The sequence below is a fragment of the Pseudomonas sp. SDO5271_S396 genome, assembly GCF_054071795.1.
The window spans coordinates 26661-41581 of the sequence record NZ_JBSVWB010000014.1 but is presented as its reverse complement, the minus strand read 5'-3'; the positions used below and the strand labels follow the sequence as shown (position 1 = coordinate 41581).

The window sequence follows — 14921 nt, the reverse complement described above, 5'->3', positions numbered from 1 at the left end:
ATTATTTTGTCCATAGGGATTGGTAACTTGGCTGGATACCTCCATCCTGTCGCGCACAATCCACGAGGTGATTGATGCGCGCCGACTCGTCTGAACCACAAGACACCGTTACAGCAGAACAACCGATCACTCCCACCCGTTTGCGCTGGCTGGATCTGTTGAGCAAATACCGTCAGCCCATCGGGCTGGCCGTCACCCTGTTGCTGTTTGCAATCGCCTTGGTTGCCTGCCGACACCTGTTGCTGGAGCTGGACCTCTATGCCCTCCACGACTCCATCCTGGAAGTGCCCAAGCCCGCCCTGCTCGGCGCACTGGCAGCCTCTGTTGCAGGTTTCATCATTCTGCTGGGCTATGAGTTTTCCGGCGCGCGCTATGCCGGGGTAAAACTGCCTGCCAAGACCCTGGCCCTCGGGGGCTTCACCGCCTTTGCCATCGGCAATGCCATTGGCCTGTCGATGCTCTCGGGCGGCTCGGTGCGTTACCGTCTCTATGCGCGCCACGGCATCGGGGCGTCAGAAGTGGCCCATATGACCGTGTTCGCCAGTCTGGCCCTGGGCTGTGCGCTACCACCGCTCGCCGCACTGGCGACCCTGAGCAATCTGCCCGCTGCCTCCCTCGCACTGAACCTGCCCCAGGGCCTGCTGGGTGGCATTGCCGGTGCCGTACTGCTGCTGTCGGCGATACTGTGCATCGGCATCTACCGTCGACGTCTGCCGGAACAACCCTACCCGGACAATCTGCTGGTCAAGGCCGGACGCCGTACCTTGCGCCTGCCCGGCCGGCGCCTGACGTTCCTGCAGTTGATCATCACCGCACTGGACGTCGCTGCCGCCGCCACCGTCCTTTATATGCTGCTGCCGGAAGCGCCGCCCTTTGGCCCGTTCCTGCTGGTGTACCTGCTGGCCCTGGCCGCTGGCGTGCTCAGCCATGTACCCGGCGGTGTCGGGGTGTTCGAAGCGATCCTGCTGGCCGCTTTCGCCGACAAACTCGGTGCCGCGCCCCTGGCCGCGGCCCTGTTGCTGTACCGCATGATCTACGTGGTACTGCCGCTGTTGATTGCCTGCGTGTTCCTGCTGGTCAACGAAGCCCAGCGCCTGTTCCAGACCCAGCAAAGCCTGCGGGTCGCATCAGGGCTGGCGGCGCCGGTATTGGCCGTACTGGTTTTTTTGTCCGGCGTGGTCCTGCTGTTTTCCGGCGCCACGCCCGAAATCGACTCACGCCTGGAAAACATCGGCTTCCTGATTCCCCACCGCCTGATTGACGCCTCCCACTTCGGCGCCAGCCTGATCGGCGTGTTGTGCCTGTTGCTCGCCCAAGGCCTGCGTCGTCGCTTGTCGGCTGCCTGGATGCTGACCATGGTCCTGCTGCTGGTGGGCGCCCTGCTCTCGCTGCTCAAGGGTTTCGACTGGGAAGAAGCCAGCCTGATGACCATGACCGCGATCCTGCTGGCGATCTTCCGTCGCTCGTTCTACCGCGCCAGCCGCCTGACCGAGCTGCCGTTTTCGCCGCTGTACCTGGTGGCCAGCGTTTGTGTGCTGGGCGCCTCGATCTGGCTGCTGCTGTTCGCCTATCAAGACGTGCCCTACAGCCACCAGCTGTGGTGGCAGTTCACCCTCGACGCCAACGCCCCGCGTGGCCTGCGCTCGCTGCTGGGCGCCGCCGTGGTGCTGGTGGTCGTCTCGCTGACCTGGCTGCTGCGCACCGCTCGTCCGGTGATCCACCTGCCGACCGCGGATGAGCTGGAACGCGCCAGCAAGATCCTGATGGCCTCGTCCCAGCCCGATGGCGGCCTGGCACTGACCGGCGACAAGGCGCTGCTGTTCCATCCCAACGATGAAGCCTTCCTGATGTACGCCCGCCGCGGGCGCAGCCTGGTCGCGCTGTATGACCCTATCGGCCCGACCCAGCCCCGGGCGGAGATGATCTGGCAGTTCCGCGACCTGTGTGACATCCACCATGCACGCCCGGTGTTTTACCAAGTGCGGGCGGAGAACCTGCCGTACTACATGGACATCGGCCTGACGGCGATCAAGCTCGGCGAGGAAGCCCGGGTCGACCTGAAGCGCTTCGATCTGGAAGCCAAGGGCAAGGAGATGAAAGACCTGCGCTATACCTGGAACCGTGGCACCCGGGACGGCCTTTCCCTGGAGATCCATGAGCCGGGCATGGCGCCGATGGAAGAACTCAAGGTCATCTCCGACGCCTGGCTGACCGGCAAGAACGTACGGGAAAAGGGCTTTTCCCTGGGACGTTTCAGCGATGACTACCTCAAGCACTTTCGCATGGCGATCATTCGCTTCGAGGGGCGCCCGGTGGCCTTCGCCAACCTGCTCGAGACCTACAACCATGACCTGGCCAGTCTCGACCTGATGCGCGCCCACCCGGACGCGCCCAAGCTGACCATGGAGTTCATGATGGTCGGCCTGATTCAACACTATAAGAGTCATGGCTACGCCCGCTTCAGCCTCGGCATGGTGCCGTTGTCGGGCCTGCAACCACGACGTGGCGCTCCGCTGACCCAACGCCTGGGCTCGATGGTGTTCCGCCGTGGCGAGCAACTGTATAACTTCCAAGGTTTGCGCCGCTTCAAAGACAAATTCCAGCCCGACTGGGAACCCCGTTACATGGCCGTGCCCGCAGGACTTGATCCGCTGGTGGCATTGGCCGATACCGCCGCCCTGATCGCGGGCGGCTTGACTGGATTGGTGAAACGCTGATGATTCGACGCTCCTGGCGGTATGTATTGGCCTTTGTTGTGCTGCTCGCCCTGATCCTGGGCGGTGGCTATTGGTATTGGAACCGCCCTGCCCCGCAGCCGACCCTGGAGCAACTGCCCCAGGCCGACGGCTCGGTCATGACCCGCGTGACGCCTGCCGGCACACCGAAAGCCCGGGTAGCCGTGGCCGTGCTGGCCGACGCCACCCTGAGCGACAGCCAGTTGATCGCCCTGAGCCAGGGCGGCAAGGCGCAGATCGTTCAAGTGATCCTGCCCAAGGACGACTGCAAGCTTCAGGAACAAGCGCTGCAAACCGCGCTTGGCCAGCTCAAGGGCCCGGCGACACTGGTCAGCGGCATCGGCCCGGGTGCTGCGCTCGCATGGCGCTGGCTCGCCGCACAGAACGACGACAAGGCCAACGCCATTTCCGTCGGCTTCGCCATGACCCAGGAAGGTTGCAACGATCCGTTGCCGAAAACCTCGGCACACGGCAACTGGTTGGTGGCATGGAACGACAACCCTGACGATGATGCCGCCAGTTTCGTACGCGATACACCGCGCGCCACCACCAGCATCAGCGACTACGACATTCATTACCCGCAAGTGCTGAACAACGAACTGCGCAAGCAATTGGTGGGCTCGGACAACGGCGGCCTGGCGATCCCGGTGGTCGAAGTGCCGGCCGGTCAGGCGAAGGACACCGTGACCCTGTTCCTTTCCGGTGACGGCGGCTGGCGCGACCTGGACCGGGACGTAGCCGGCGAAATGGCCAAGATCGGCTACCCGGTGGTCGGTATCGACACCCTGCGCTACTACTGGCAGCACAAGACCCCGGAACAGAGCGCCAAGGACCTCACGGAGCTGATGCAGCACTACCGGCAGAAATGGGGCACCAAGCGCTTCGTGCTGACCGGCTACTCGTTCGGCGCCGACGTACTCCCGGCCATCTACAATCGCCTGCCGGAAAACGAGCAGCAGCGTGTGGACGCAATCATCCTGCTGGCCTTCGCCCGCACCGGCAGCTTTGAAATCGAAGTGGAAGGCTGGCTGGGCAACGCCGGCAAGGAAGCCGCTACCGGCCCGGAAATGGCCAAGCTGCCGGCTGACAAAGTGGTGTGCATCTATGGCGCCGAAGAAGTCGACGAGAGCGGTTGCACCGACAAGACCGCAGTGGGCGAAACCGTGAAGCTGCCAGGCGGGCATCACTTCGATGAGAACTACCCGGCGCTGGCCAAGCGATTGGTGGATATCATCGTAAAGCACCAGGCCAAAGACAAAGCCGAATAACCCCTGGCTGTACACAAACCAAAATGTGGGAGCTGGCTTGCCAGCTCCCACATTTGTTTTGCGGTGTCAGTAAGATCTAGCGCGGTTCGATGTGGGCAATCATCAACTGCACCGTCTCGTTCCCGCGAAACTCGTTCACATCCAGCTTGTAGGCCAACTCTACCCACTTCACCGTCGGGTTCGGCCAAACCTCGCGGTCCACGCCAAAAGCGATCCCGTCCAGCTTCACCGATCCGCATTCGGTCTTGAGCACCACCTTGAGGTGCCGCTCCCCCACCACCCGCTGCTCCACCAACTGGAACACACCGTGAAACACCGGCTCGGGGAAGTGCTGCCCCCACGGGCCTGCATGCCGTAGCGCGCGGGCCAGTTCCAGGTGAAACTCTTCCACCGCCAGGGTGCCGTCGGACAGCAGGCGCCCGGTGAGATCTTCCTCCCGCAATTGCCGACGCACTTCGGCATCAAAGGCTTCGGCAAACAGCGGAAAATTCGCCTCGGGCAGGGTCAGGCCCGCCGCCATGGCGTGACCGCCGTATTTGGCGATCAGATTGGGATGCTGGCTGGCGACCACCGCCAGGGCGTCACGGATATGAAAACCCTGCACAGAGCGTCCTGAGCCCTTGAGCAGGCCATCACCGGCATCGGCGAAGGCGATGGTCGGCCGGAAGTACCGCTCTTTCATGCGCGACGCCAGAATGCCGATCACGCCCTGGTGCCACTCGGGGTCGAACAGGCACAGACCGTATGGCATCGATTCCACCGGCAAGTCCTTGAGCTGGGCCAGGGCCTCGCGCTGCATACCTTGTTCAATGGATTTACGGTCCTGGTTCATGCCGTCCAGTTGTGCGGCCATTTCCCGCGCTGCCGCAAAATCGGTCGTGAGCAGGCATTCGATGCCCAGGCTCATGTCATCGAGACGACCGGCGGCGTTCAAGCGTGGCCCGAGGATAAACCCCAGGTCCGTGGAGGTGATACGCGCAGCGTCGCGCTTGGCCACTTCGAGAATCGCCTTGATCCCCGGCCGCGCGCGCCCGGCGCGAATACGCTCCAGCCCCTGATGCACCAGGATGCGGTTGTTGGCGTCCAGGGGCACCACGTCGGCGACGCTGCCCAGTGCCACCAGATCAAGCAATTCGCCGATGTTCGGCTGCGGTTTGTTTTCGTACCAGCCCAAACTGCGCAAGCGCGCGCGTAACGCCATCAGCACGTAAAAGATCACACCCACACCGGCCAGGGCCTTGCTGGGAAAGTCACAGCCTGGCTGGTTCGGGTTGACGATCGCGTCCGCCGCCGGCAGCGCGTCACCCGGCAAGTGGTGGTCAGTGACCAGCACCCGCAAACCCGCCGCCTTGGCCGCCGCCACGCCTTCGACGCTGGAAATGCCATTGTCCACGGTGATCAGCAACTGCGGTTCGCGCTGCAGGGCTACCGCGACGATCTCCGGGGTCAAGCCATAACCGTACTCGAAGCGATTGGGCACCAGGTAATCGACATGGGCCGCACCCAGCAAGCGCAGGCCCAGGGTACCCACGGTGCTGGCGGTGGCACCGTCCGCATCGAAGTCACCCACGATCAGGATGCGCTGACGCTGCTCCAAAGCCGTCACCAACAGGTCGACGGCCGCATCGATGCCCTTGAGCTGTTGATAAGGGATCAACCGCGCCAGGCTCTTGTCCAGTTCCGCCTCGGACTGCACCCCGCGTGCGGCGTAGAGTCGGGTCAGCAGTGGAGGCATTTCACCGAGAAAGGGCAGAACAGCAGGTAATGGGCGAGGATCGATACGCATGGGGTGACGGAAACTTCTCTTCTATTACAACGGTTAAACAACGTTGCTGAAAACAACCTGAATCAAATGTGGGAGCGGGCTTGTCGGCTCCCACATAAGCCTGTTTCGGCAGAGTCAGCCGCGCTCACCGACCAGCCATTGCAACTGCACTTCATGCTGGCCACGGTCATCGGTGACGAACATTGTGCCTTCGCTGATCATCACGTCCCACTTGATCACACGGGGCATGTCCTGGGCGAGGGTCTCGAGGACTTCCTGCGGCACGGCGGCGATGTGCACGTTTTTCAGGTTGTTTGCCACCGGGACCACCTTGCCCTCCCACACGCGCAAGCTGCCGTAGGCCAGCAGGCTGGTACGCTCGGTGCGACGCGAACACCAGGTCAGGCGGTCAGCGTCGGGCTGGCCCACTTCGATCCAGTGCAACACTCGGTCATCCAGGCTTTTTTCCCACAGGGCTGGTTCGTCCACATCCGACAGGCCGCGCCCGAACGAAAGTTGCTCGTTGTACCAGAGGGCGTAGGCCAACAGGCGCACGGTCATGCGCTCTTCGGTTTCCGAAGGATGGCGGGCGATGGTCTGTTTGACGTTCTCGTACACCGAGCGATCAAGGTCGGTGAGGTTGAGTTCGAATTTGTAAGTCGTGGACGGCTGGGCCATGAACGGGCTTCTAGAGACAGGAAAAGGCGGTCAGTCTAACCGATGGCGAGGGCATTCAACGAATACTGAACGGCATCCTTCTTCTAGGGGGCGTGCACCTATGTTAAAAGGCTTCACACTCCAGCCCTGCGCAGACAAGGATCCCCATGTCGTTTAATGCCAAACCGCTTGCCGGCCTGAAAGTCATCGAACTCGGTACGCTGATCGCCGGCCCGTTCGCCTCACGCATCTGCGCGGAGTTTGGCGCCGAGGTGATCAAGGTGGAATCGCCGGACGGCGGCGACCCGCTGCGCAAATGGCGCAAGCTGTATGAGGGCACTTCGCTGTGGTGGTTCGTGCAGGCGCGCAACAAGCAGTCGCTGACCCTGAACCTCAAGCACCCCGACGGCCTGGCGATCCTCAAGCAATTGCTGGCGGACGCCGACATCCTGATCGAAAACTTCCGCCCCGGCGTACTGGAAAAACTCGGCCTGAGCTGGGAAACCCTGCATGCGCTCAATCCAAAACTGGTGATGGTGCGCCTCTCGGGTTTCGGCCAGACCGGACCGATGAAAGACCAGCCTGGATTTGGCGCGGTAGGCGAGTCCATGGGCGGGCTGCGCTATATCACCGGGTTCGAGGATCGCCCCCCGGTGCGCACCGGGATTTCCATCGGTGACTCCATCGCGGCCCTGTGGGCGGTGATCGGCGCGCTGATGGCGCTGCGTCACCGCGAGGTCAACGGCGGACTGGGCCAGGTGGTGGATGTGGCGCTGTACGAAGCCATTTTCGCAATGATGGAAAGTATGATCCCGGAGTTCGATGTATTCGGGTTTATCCGTGAGCGCACCGGTAACATCATGCCCGGCATCACACCCTCTTCGATTCACACCAGCGCCGACGGCAAACACGTGCAGATCGGCGCCAACGGCGATGCAATCTTCAAGCGCTTCATGTCGGCCATTGGTCGTGATGACCTGGCCAACGATCCGCAACTGGCCAGCAACGATGGGCGCGACAGCCGTCGCGATGAGTTGTATGGCGTGATCGATCGCTGGGTCAACTCGCTACCGCTGGAGCAGGTGGTGGAACAGCTCAACCAGGCCGATGTGCCCGCCAGCCGCATCTACAGCGCCGAAGACATGCTGGGCGACCCGCAATTCCTGGCCAGGGAGATGTTCCTCAAGGCGCAATTGCCGGGCGGCAAGGACTTCAAGATGCCAGGCATCGTGCCCAAGCTGTCGGACACTCCCGGCAGCTGTAAATGGGTCGGGCCGCAGTTGGGTGAGCACAACGCCCAGGTGCTGGCGACATTGGGCTATGACAGTGCTGCCATCACCCGTCTGCGCGAGGATGGCGCCATTTGATGGTCCGTTACCGCCGCGCGCACTGGCTGCCTCGCTTGTGCATCGCCGGCCTGCTGTCGAGCGGGTGTTCGCTGCCGGCACAGGCCGGGGACACCTTGATCTGGCTATTGCGCGACCTCCCCCCTTTGACCATCTTCGAAGGCCCGCGCAAGGGTCAGGGGGCGCTTGACCAGCTACTGCCGATGCTGATCGAACGCCTGCCGGAATATCGGCACCAGGTGCTGCACGTCAACCGCGCACGGGGCATGCAAATGCTGCGCGAACCGAGTTTCACCTGTGATCCGTCGCTGCTGTGGACCTCGGAGCGGGCCCGGTACATCGTTTTTTCCAGCCAGGCCTTTGTGGTCGCCAGCAACGGCGTCACCCTTCGGCGCAGCCATCTGAGCGAACTGGCGCCGTTCATCGACGAGGGGCAGTTCGACTTGCAGGCCTTTCTCGAGGGCCGCAAATCACGCGTAGGCGCCATCGCGGAACGCAGTTATGGACCGATCATCGATGAGCGGCTCAAGCAGGCCGATCCGCACAAACTGGCGCTTCATTACGGGAATGATGCCTTGGGCAGCCTGCTGCAGATGCAACGTCTGGGAAGACTGGAAGCCGTGCTGGGCTACTGGCCGGAAATCCGCTATCACGCGATGCAGCAGGGGATCGCGACGGATGACCTGAGTTTCTACCCCATCAAGGGCTCGGCGCCCTACCAGCGCACGCACATCGGATGTTCGGACACCCTTCAGGGACGCGAGGCAATTCAACGGATCGACCAGGTGATCCGGGAAATTCCACAGGAACAGGTACAACAATCCTACGCGTCGTGGCTGGATCCGACTATGCGGGAAGAGTATCTGCGGGATAACCCAAGCTTTTTCCAGGACCCGCAACCCTGACAAATCGCGGGCAAAAAGAAACCCCGAGCAGTGGGGAGACAACTCGGGGTTAAACGTGGTCCACAAAGACCAGTACAACAAGCCACAAACACCGGAGCACAATGTTTGCTCTTGCTGTTACGAAATCTGACCGACCACCACGTAGGAAGGTTCCGAAGAAAAATAATTCTTCATGCCAATGCGGCGCCGCGGGTCTGGGCGGCATTGCGCAACGCGGCAATCACGGAAGGCTCCAGACGCCCCTCGGCGATTTTCAGATCGCGCAGCAGGCAGTCCACTACATCCACCAACGCACGCTTGTCGAGCAATTGCGCCTGGTCGACTTCACGCTCGACCACGATGGCACCGGCAGGACTTTTCACGGTTACCAGGCGCTCGCCCTGCACACCGCAGGTGGTCAACGTAACCTGATAAGGGCTCAGCGCTTCTTCGAGCAATAGGCTGATACTTTCCATCTCGATCACCACTCAATAGTTCGGGAACAATCGTTTCAACGGGGGCAGCTTCTATCCTAAGTGACTGTTTGTGACGTAGGAAAGTTCGCTTTATCGTCGCTATGGGGGCGTCAGGGAGTGACTTGATCCAGCATGCGCTTGCAACATGACAGGCAAAAAACGGGCGCACATAACTGCTTACGCAATGGATGGGTGTTTTGGGGGTTGCCGGCGGATGCGGCAGAAGGTGAATCCTATACTCGGTGAGCGCGGGCAGTGCTGCCAGGCAGATAAAAGCGCATGTCAAAAGGCCCTTATTGCGAAGGATGAAGACAATGCTGGAACACGACAAAGAGCAAGCGGCGTTAGAGAAGATTCACGCCGACATATCACGCATCTATGCGGAGCAACGCAAACTCACTGCTGAAACACACAAGATAACCCGTGAAAATTTCTGGTACCCCCTGGGGGTGGTAATGGCCATGTTTACGGCGTTCAGCACCGTATTGGCAATCGTGCAGAAACTTCTAACGTAGCCGCTCACGCCAAGCCGGGCCTGCCTGAAACAAAAAACGCCGCTGCCCCAAGGAAGGGACAGCGGCGTTCTTGTCTACGCGGCTTGCCTTACAACGGCTTGCCCCGGTTGCCATGCTGGCTCACAAACCCCTGCACCGCCTTCAGGTCATTGGCCAACACGGTGCAACGCTCTTCGCGCTCCAACAAATCGACCAAATGCACCGGCAGTTCCAGCGCCTTGCCAATGCCTGCCTTTACCACCGCCTCCGGGAATTTCACCGGATGCGCAGTCCCGAGGATCACCATCGGCGTATCCAGGCTGCGACGGCATTCCCGAGCGGCTTTCACGCCGATGGCGGTGTGCGGGTCCAGCAGCTCGCCGGTCTGGGCGTAGACTTCAGCGATGGTTTCGCAGGTCTGCGCGTCGTCCACGGCCAGGGAGTCGAACAGCTTGCGGGTTTCGGTCCATCGCTCTTCATCCACGCTGAAGCCGCCGCCACGCTTGAAGGTGTCCATCAAGCCGGCAATCGCCGCGCCGTTGCGACCATGCATGTCGAACAGCAAACGCTCGAAGTTCGACGAGACCATGATGTCCATCGATGGCGACAAGGTAGCGTGCAGGGTTTCCTTGACGTACTGGTTGCCGCTCATGAAGCGGTGCAGGATGTCATTGCGGTTGGTGGCGACGATCAACTGGTTGATCGGCAACCCCATGTTGCGCGCCAGGTAACCGGCGAAGATGTCGCCGAAGTTGCCGGTCGGCACCGAGAACGAGACCGAACGCGCCGGGCCGCCCAACTGCAGGGACGCATGGAAGTAATAGACGATCTGGGCCATGATCCGCGCCCAGTTGATCGAGTTCACCGCCACCAGCCGCGTGCCCTTCAGGAAGCTTTGGTCGGCAAAGCTGGCCTTGACCATTTCCTGGCAGTCATCGAAGTTGCCTTCGATGGCGATGTTGTGGATGTTCTCACCGAAAATGGTGGTCATCTGGCGTCGCTGCACTTCCGATACGCGGTTGTGCGGGTGCAGGATGAAGATGTCGACGTTTTCGCAGTGCTTGCAGCCTTCGATGGCCGCCGAGCCGGTATCCCCGGAAGTCGCACCGATGATCACCACGCGCTCGCCGCGCTTCTCCAGCACGTAGTCCAACAGCCGGCCGAGCAGTTGCAGGGCGAAGTCCTTGAATGCCAGGGTCGGGCCGTGAAACAGCTCCAGTACCCATTCATTGCTGTTCAACTGACGCAATGGAGCAATGGCGTTGTGGGAAAACACGCCGTACGTCTCTTCCAGGATCTTCTTGAAGTCCGCATCCGGAATGCTCCCGGTGACGAACGGGCGCATCACCCGGAACGCCAGCTCGTGGTACGGCAGGCCGGCCCATGAGGCGATTTCTTCCTGGGTGAAGCGGGGCAGGTTTTCCGGCACGTACAGGCCGCCGTCAGTGGCGAGGCCCGCCAGCAGGACGTCTTCGAAATTCAGGGCCGGTGCCTGGCCGCGGGTGCTGATATAACGCATGGGGGCAAACCTTCGGTTTGGGCTCAAGCTTCAAGTGACAAGCTTCAAGTTAAAGCGGATCTGCTTCTGCTTGAAGCTTGCAGCTTGGCGCTTGCAGCTGAATTAATTCAAATGTTCGACGCGAATACGGACTACCGGCCCAACGACGCCCTGAAGCGCTTCCAGGGCCCGGATAGCATCGTTGATGTGCTGCTCGAGCACGCGGTGGGTCAGCAGGATCATCGGCACCTGGCCGTTTTGCTCCTCGACTTCCTTCTGCATGATCGATTCGATGTTGATGCCGCGCTCCGACAGGATGCTGGCCACCTGGGCCAGGACGCCCGGATGATCCTTGGCCTGGATCCGCAGGTAGTAGGCGCTTTCGCAGGCTTCGATCGGCAGGATCGGGTGGGCCGACAGCGAGTCCGGCTGAAAGGCCAGGTGCGGCACGCGGTTTTCCGGGTCGCTGGTCATGGCGCGAACCACGTCCACCAGGTCGGCGATCACCGACGAGGCAGTTGGCTCCATGCCGGCCCCGGCGCCGTAGAACAACGTCGAACCGGCGGCATCACCGTTGACCATCACTGCGTTCATCACGCCATTGACGTTGGCGATCAGACGATCCGCCGGGATCAGCGTCGGGTGCACGCGCAACTCGATACCGGTCGGAGTGCTGCGCGCCACGCCCAGGTGTTTGATGCGGTAGCCCAGGGCTTCGGCGTAGTTCACGTCAGCGGTGGTCAGCTGGGTGATGCCTTCGGTGTAGGCCTTGTCGAACTGCAGCGGGATACCAAAGGCGATGGATGCCAGGATGGTCAGCTTGTGGGCGGCGTCGATGCCTTCCACGTCGAACGTCGGGTCGGCTTCGGCGTAACCCAGAGCCTGGGCTTCGGCCAGCACGTCTTCGAAGGTACGGCCCTTCTCGCGCATTTCGGTAAGGATGAAGTTGCCGGTGCCGTTGATGATGCCGGCCACCCAGTTGATGCGGTTGGCGGACAGACCTTCGCGGATGGCCTTGATCACCGGGATACCACCAGCGACGGCGGCTTCGAACGCCACGATCACGCCCTTCTCGCGAGCCTTGGCGAAGATCTCGTTGCCGTGCACGGCGATCAGTGCCTTGTTGGCCGTGACCACGTGCTTGCCATTCTCGATGGCCTTGAGCACCAGCTCGCGGGCCACGGTGTAGCCGCCGACCAGCTCGATCACGATATCGATTTCAGGGTTGGTCGCTACGGCGAAGACATCGTTGGTAATCGCAATACCGGTCGTCTGGAACTGGGGTTTTGGCGAACGCGTGGCAATTTGCGCCACTTCAATCCCACGGCCTGCGCGGCGGGAAATTTCCTCTGCGTTACGCTGAAGTACGTTGAAGGTGCCGCCACCGACGGTCCCTAAACCACAGATGCCTACTTTGACCGGTTTCACTGCAGAACTCCCCATGAAACGGCCGACACTAGGTCGGCCGTGGAAAACAGCCGCACGACTGCGGCTTTCAATTAACCACCCGTCGACGGGTCGACAGGCTTTGATTCGATACGGGTTTACTTGGCACTCAGCGCCAGTTTGGCAACTTGCGGGGCCGGCTGGTAGCCCGGAATTACCTGGCCGTCAGCCAAAACGATGGCCGGGGTACCGTTGACGCCAATGGACTGCCCCAAGGCAAATTGCTTGGAAACCGGGTTGGCACATTTGGCCGCCTTGATTTCCTTGCCATCGACCATCTTGTCCATGGCCGCTTTCTTGTCGGCGGAGCACCACACGGCTTGCAGTTGCTCGTCACCTGGCGAACCCAGGCCCTGGCGCGGGAACGCGACGTAGCGTACTTCCACACCCAGTTTGTTCAGCGCCGGCACTTCGGCATGCAGCTTATGGCAGTACGGGCAGGTGGTGTCGGTAAACACGGTGATGTGGGTCTTGGTCTCGCCAATAGCCGGATAAACCACGGTTTCAGCGACCGGGATGCCATTGATCAGCTTGGAAACACCCAGCCGCTCGGCTTTCTCGGTCAGGTTGACCGGCTTGCCGTCCTTCAATTGGAACAGGTAGCCCTGGACGATGTACTGGCCGTCCGCACTGGCGTACAGCACGCGACTGCCCTTGAGCTTGACCTCGTACAGACCGGCCATGGGGCTCGCGCTGATGCTTTCGATCGGCGTGTCCAGTTGCAGGTTGGCCAGGCTCTTGCGGATGGTCTGCTCAGCCGCGTCATCGGCAAAGACAAAGGTGGAAACCAACGCAATGGCTGCGGCGGCAATAATCTGGGTCAAGCGCATGGGAACTCCTGAAGGCAGATGCAGGGACGGAAGCAGTCGCACCGATGCGGAAACCCGGGCATGGGCCGTCCCCTTTGCTAACCGGCAAAGCCTACCACAGTTGGGCGCAAGGGCAGCCCGTGGCGGGCAAATTGGCCGTGTTGAAGGGTATATTTTCAGCCGCGCGGGTGATGTTTGGCGTGCATGTCCTGCAAACGTGCGCGTGCTACGTGGGTATAGATCTGGGTGGTGGATAAATCACTGTGGCCCAGCAGCATCTGGACGACACGCAAATCTGCCCCGTGATTGAGCAAATGCGTGGCAAACGCATGACGCAACGTGTGTGGCGAGAGCGCTTTGCCGATCCCGGCCACCTTGGCCTGATGCTTGATTCGGTGCCAGAAAGTCTGGCGCGTCATCTGCTCGCCGCGCAGACTGGGAAACAGCACATCACTGGGTCGCCCACCGAGCAATTCGCTGCGGGCATCACGCATATAGCGCTCGACCCACACGATCGCCTCCTCCCCCATCGGCACCAGACGCTCCTTGCTACCCTTGCCCATCACACGCAACACGCCCTGACGCAGGTTGACCTGCTCCAGGGTCAGACTGATCAACTCGGTCACCCGCAGGCCGCAGGCATACAACACTTCCAGCATCGCGCGATCACGCTGGCCGATGGGCTCACTCAGGTCGGGAGCCGCAAGCAACGCCTCAACATCGGCTTCCGACAGGGATTTGGGCAGCGGCCTGCCAAGTTGTGGCATGTCGACTTGCAAAGTCGGATCGAGAGCGATCAGCTTTTCCCGCAGCAAGTAGCGGTAAAAACCCCGCACACCTGAGAGAAATCGCGCCGTGGAGCGTGGCTTGTAATTCTGCTCCAGACGCCAGGCCAGGTGATCGAGGATCAACTCGCGGCCTGCGTTGACCAGTTCGAGGTTTTTCTCTTGCAACCAGCCATTGAACAACGCCAGGTCGCTGCGATAGGCCTGTCGCGTGTTGTCCGACAAGCCTTTCTCCAGCCACAGGGCGTCGAGGAAGCGGTCAATCAGGGGATGGTCGATGGCGGGCATAGGCACTCAGGCAAAAAAGGTGGCATCGGGCAGATCCTATCCCGGACCTTAAATCACAGGCACAAAAAAGCAGCCCGTAGGCTGCTTTTTTCTGCATCGGAACGCTGGACTTAAGCCAGCTTTTCCTTGATGCGAGCTGCTTTACCGGACAGGTCACGCAGGTAGTACAGCTTGGCTTTACGTACGTCACCGCGACGCTTGACGGCCATGCTGTCGATTTGCGGGCTGTAGGTCTGGAAAGTACGCTCTACGCCAACACCGTTGGAGATTTTACGAACAGTGAAAGCACTGTTCACACCACGGTTACGCTTGGCAATTACCACGCCTTCGAACGCTTGCAGACGCGAACGGTCGCCTTCCTTCACTTTCACCTGAACGACGATGGTGTCGCCCGGGGCAAAGGTAGGGATCTCTTTGGTCATCTGCTCTGCTTCGAGTGCAAGGATGATTTTGTTAGTCATGCTGTGCTC

At 61.1% G+C, this 14921-nt stretch carries 13 protein-coding genes; 5 read left to right on the top strand and 8 right to left on the bottom strand.

The genetic code is table 11. The features are described 5' to 3' along the window. The first annotated feature begins 74 nt into the window (after window positions 1-74). Together mprF and ACW9IN_RS12485 are read left to right on the top strand one after the other, a co-directional pair. On the top strand, window positions 75-2717 hold the full coding sequence (mprF, locus tag ACW9IN_RS12490) for a bifunctional lysylphosphatidylglycerol flippase/synthetase MprF (RefSeq protein ID WP_457366157.1): 2643 nt from the start codon (window positions 75-77) through the stop codon (window positions 2715-2717). Continuing rightward, window positions 2717-4003 (top strand): virulence factor family protein, encoded by a 1287-nt coding sequence (locus ACW9IN_RS12485; RefSeq protein WP_457366156.1) that lies wholly within the window; start codon window positions 2717-2719, stop codon window positions 4001-4003. Before mprF ends, ACW9IN_RS12485 begins: the two co-directional genes overlap by 1 nt. Before the next feature lie 76 nt (window positions 4004-4079). On the opposite strand, the gene recJ is transcribed toward ACW9IN_RS12485, so the two are convergent. Both recJ and ACW9IN_RS12475 read right to left on the bottom strand, forming a co-directional pair. Beyond that, entirely contained in the window at window positions 4080-5789 is a 1710-nt protein-coding gene (gene recJ / locus ACW9IN_RS12480) for a single-stranded-DNA-specific exonuclease RecJ (RefSeq protein ID WP_457366155.1), read from the bottom strand. Window positions 5790-5903: 114 nt separating this feature from the next. Beyond that, window positions 5904-6446 (bottom strand): YaeQ family protein, encoded by a 543-nt coding sequence (locus ACW9IN_RS12475; protein ID WP_457366154.1) that lies wholly within the window; start codon window positions 6444-6446, stop codon window positions 5904-5906. 146 nt (window positions 6447-6592) lie between these two features. Between ACW9IN_RS12475 and ACW9IN_RS12470 the strand changes: the two genes are divergently transcribed. Both ACW9IN_RS12470 and ACW9IN_RS12465 read left to right on the top strand, forming a co-directional pair. Then, window positions 6593-7792: a CaiB/BaiF CoA transferase family protein gene (locus ACW9IN_RS12470; RefSeq protein ID WP_457366153.1), complete on the top strand. Its 1200-nt coding sequence runs from the start codon at window positions 6593-6595 to the stop codon at window positions 7790-7792. Further along, a complete protein-coding gene (locus tag ACW9IN_RS12465) occupies window positions 7792-8676 on the top strand; it encodes a TIGR02285 family protein (RefSeq protein WP_457366152.1) in 885 nt (294 codons plus the stop codon). The genes ACW9IN_RS12470 and ACW9IN_RS12465 overlap by 1 nt, the downstream gene beginning before the upstream one ends. Before the next feature lie 170 nt (window positions 8677-8846). Here ACW9IN_RS12465 and ACW9IN_RS12460 read toward each other — a convergent pair whose 3' ends face one another. Then, complete coding sequence (locus ACW9IN_RS12460; RefSeq protein ID WP_457366151.1) at window positions 8847-9131, bottom strand: DUF3509 domain-containing protein; 285 nt, start codon at window positions 9129-9131, stop codon at window positions 8847-8849. Between the two features lie 314 nt (window positions 9132-9445). Here ACW9IN_RS12460 and ACW9IN_RS12455 point away from each other — a divergent pair, with 314 nt between their 5' ends. Further along, complete coding sequence (locus ACW9IN_RS12455; RefSeq protein ID WP_043205840.1) at window positions 9446-9646, top strand: hypothetical protein; 201 nt, start codon at window positions 9446-9448, stop codon at window positions 9644-9646. An 88-nt stretch (window positions 9647-9734) separates the two neighbouring features. Here the strand turns inward: ACW9IN_RS12455 and thrC are convergent, their stop codons facing one another. The 5 genes from thrC to rplS all read right to left on the bottom strand — a co-directional run bounded on the left by thrC (window position 9735) and on the right by rplS (window position 14912). Next, the gene (thrC, locus tag ACW9IN_RS12450) at window positions 9735-11144 is read right to left on the bottom strand and encodes a threonine synthase (RefSeq protein WP_457366150.1); all 1410 of its coding nucleotides are present in this window, start codon (window positions 11142-11144) and stop codon (window positions 9735-9737) included. A 102-nt stretch (window positions 11145-11246) separates the two neighbouring features. Continuing rightward, complete coding sequence (locus tag ACW9IN_RS12445; protein WP_457366149.1) at window positions 11247-12551, bottom strand: homoserine dehydrogenase; 1305 nt, start codon at window positions 12549-12551, stop codon at window positions 11247-11249. A gap of 116 nt (window positions 12552-12667) precedes the next feature. Continuing rightward, window positions 12668-13399: a thioredoxin fold domain-containing protein gene (locus ACW9IN_RS12440; RefSeq protein ID WP_457366148.1), complete on the bottom strand. Its 732-nt coding sequence runs from the start codon at window positions 13397-13399 to the stop codon at window positions 12668-12670. A gap of 155 nt (window positions 13400-13554) precedes the next feature. Further along, complete coding sequence (xerD, locus tag ACW9IN_RS12435) at window positions 13555-14451, bottom strand: site-specific tyrosine recombinase XerD (RefSeq protein WP_457366147.1); 897 nt, start codon at window positions 14449-14451, stop codon at window positions 13555-13557. A 110-nt stretch (window positions 14452-14561) separates the two neighbouring features. Further along, entirely contained in the window at window positions 14562-14912 is a 351-nt protein-coding gene (rplS, locus tag ACW9IN_RS12430) for a 50S ribosomal protein L19 (protein ID WP_003175895.1), read from the bottom strand. Window positions 14913-14921 lie beyond the last annotated feature (9 nt).

Excerpts from the sequence above, each read along its gene's own strand:
- recJ (WP_457366155.1), bottom strand. The coding sequence starts at position 5,789 with ATGCGTATCGATCCTCGCCCATTACCTGCTGTTCTGCCCTTTCTCGGT.
- ACW9IN_RS12465 (WP_457366152.1), top strand. The coding sequence starts at position 7,792 with ATGGTCCGTTACCGCCGCGCGCACTGGCTGCCTCGCTTGTGCATCGCC.
- ACW9IN_RS12470 (WP_457366153.1), top strand. The coding sequence starts at position 6,593 with ATGTCGTTTAATGCCAAACCGCTTGCCGGCCTGAAAGTCATCGAACTC.
- ACW9IN_RS12460 (WP_457366151.1), bottom strand. The coding sequence starts at position 9,131 with ATGGAAAGTATCAGCCTATTGCTCGAAGAAGCGCTGAGCCCTTATCAG.
- ACW9IN_RS12485 (WP_457366156.1), top strand. The coding sequence starts at position 2,717 with ATGATTCGACGCTCCTGGCGGTATGTATTGGCCTTTGTTGTGCTGCTC.
- ACW9IN_RS12475 (WP_457366154.1), bottom strand. The coding sequence starts at position 6,446 with ATGGCCCAGCCGTCCACGACTTACAAATTCGAACTCAACCTCACCGAC.
- ACW9IN_RS12455 (WP_043205840.1), top strand. The coding sequence starts at position 9,446 with ATGCTGGAACACGACAAAGAGCAAGCGGCGTTAGAGAAGATTCACGCC.
- rplS (WP_003175895.1), bottom strand. The coding sequence starts at position 14,912 with ATGACTAACAAAATCATCCTTGCACTCGAAGCAGAGCAGATGACCAAA.
- xerD (WP_457366147.1), bottom strand. The coding sequence starts at position 14,451 with ATGCCCGCCATCGACCATCCCCTGATTGACCGCTTCCTCGACGCCCTG.
- mprF (WP_457366157.1), top strand. The coding sequence starts at position 75 with ATGCGCGCCGACTCGTCTGAACCACAAGACACCGTTACAGCAGAACAA.
- thrC (WP_457366150.1), bottom strand. The coding sequence starts at position 11,144 with ATGCGTTATATCAGCACCCGCGGCCAGGCACCGGCCCTGAATTTCGAA.
- ACW9IN_RS12440 (WP_457366148.1), bottom strand. The coding sequence starts at position 13,399 with ATGCGCTTGACCCAGATTATTGCCGCCGCAGCCATTGCGTTGGTTTCC.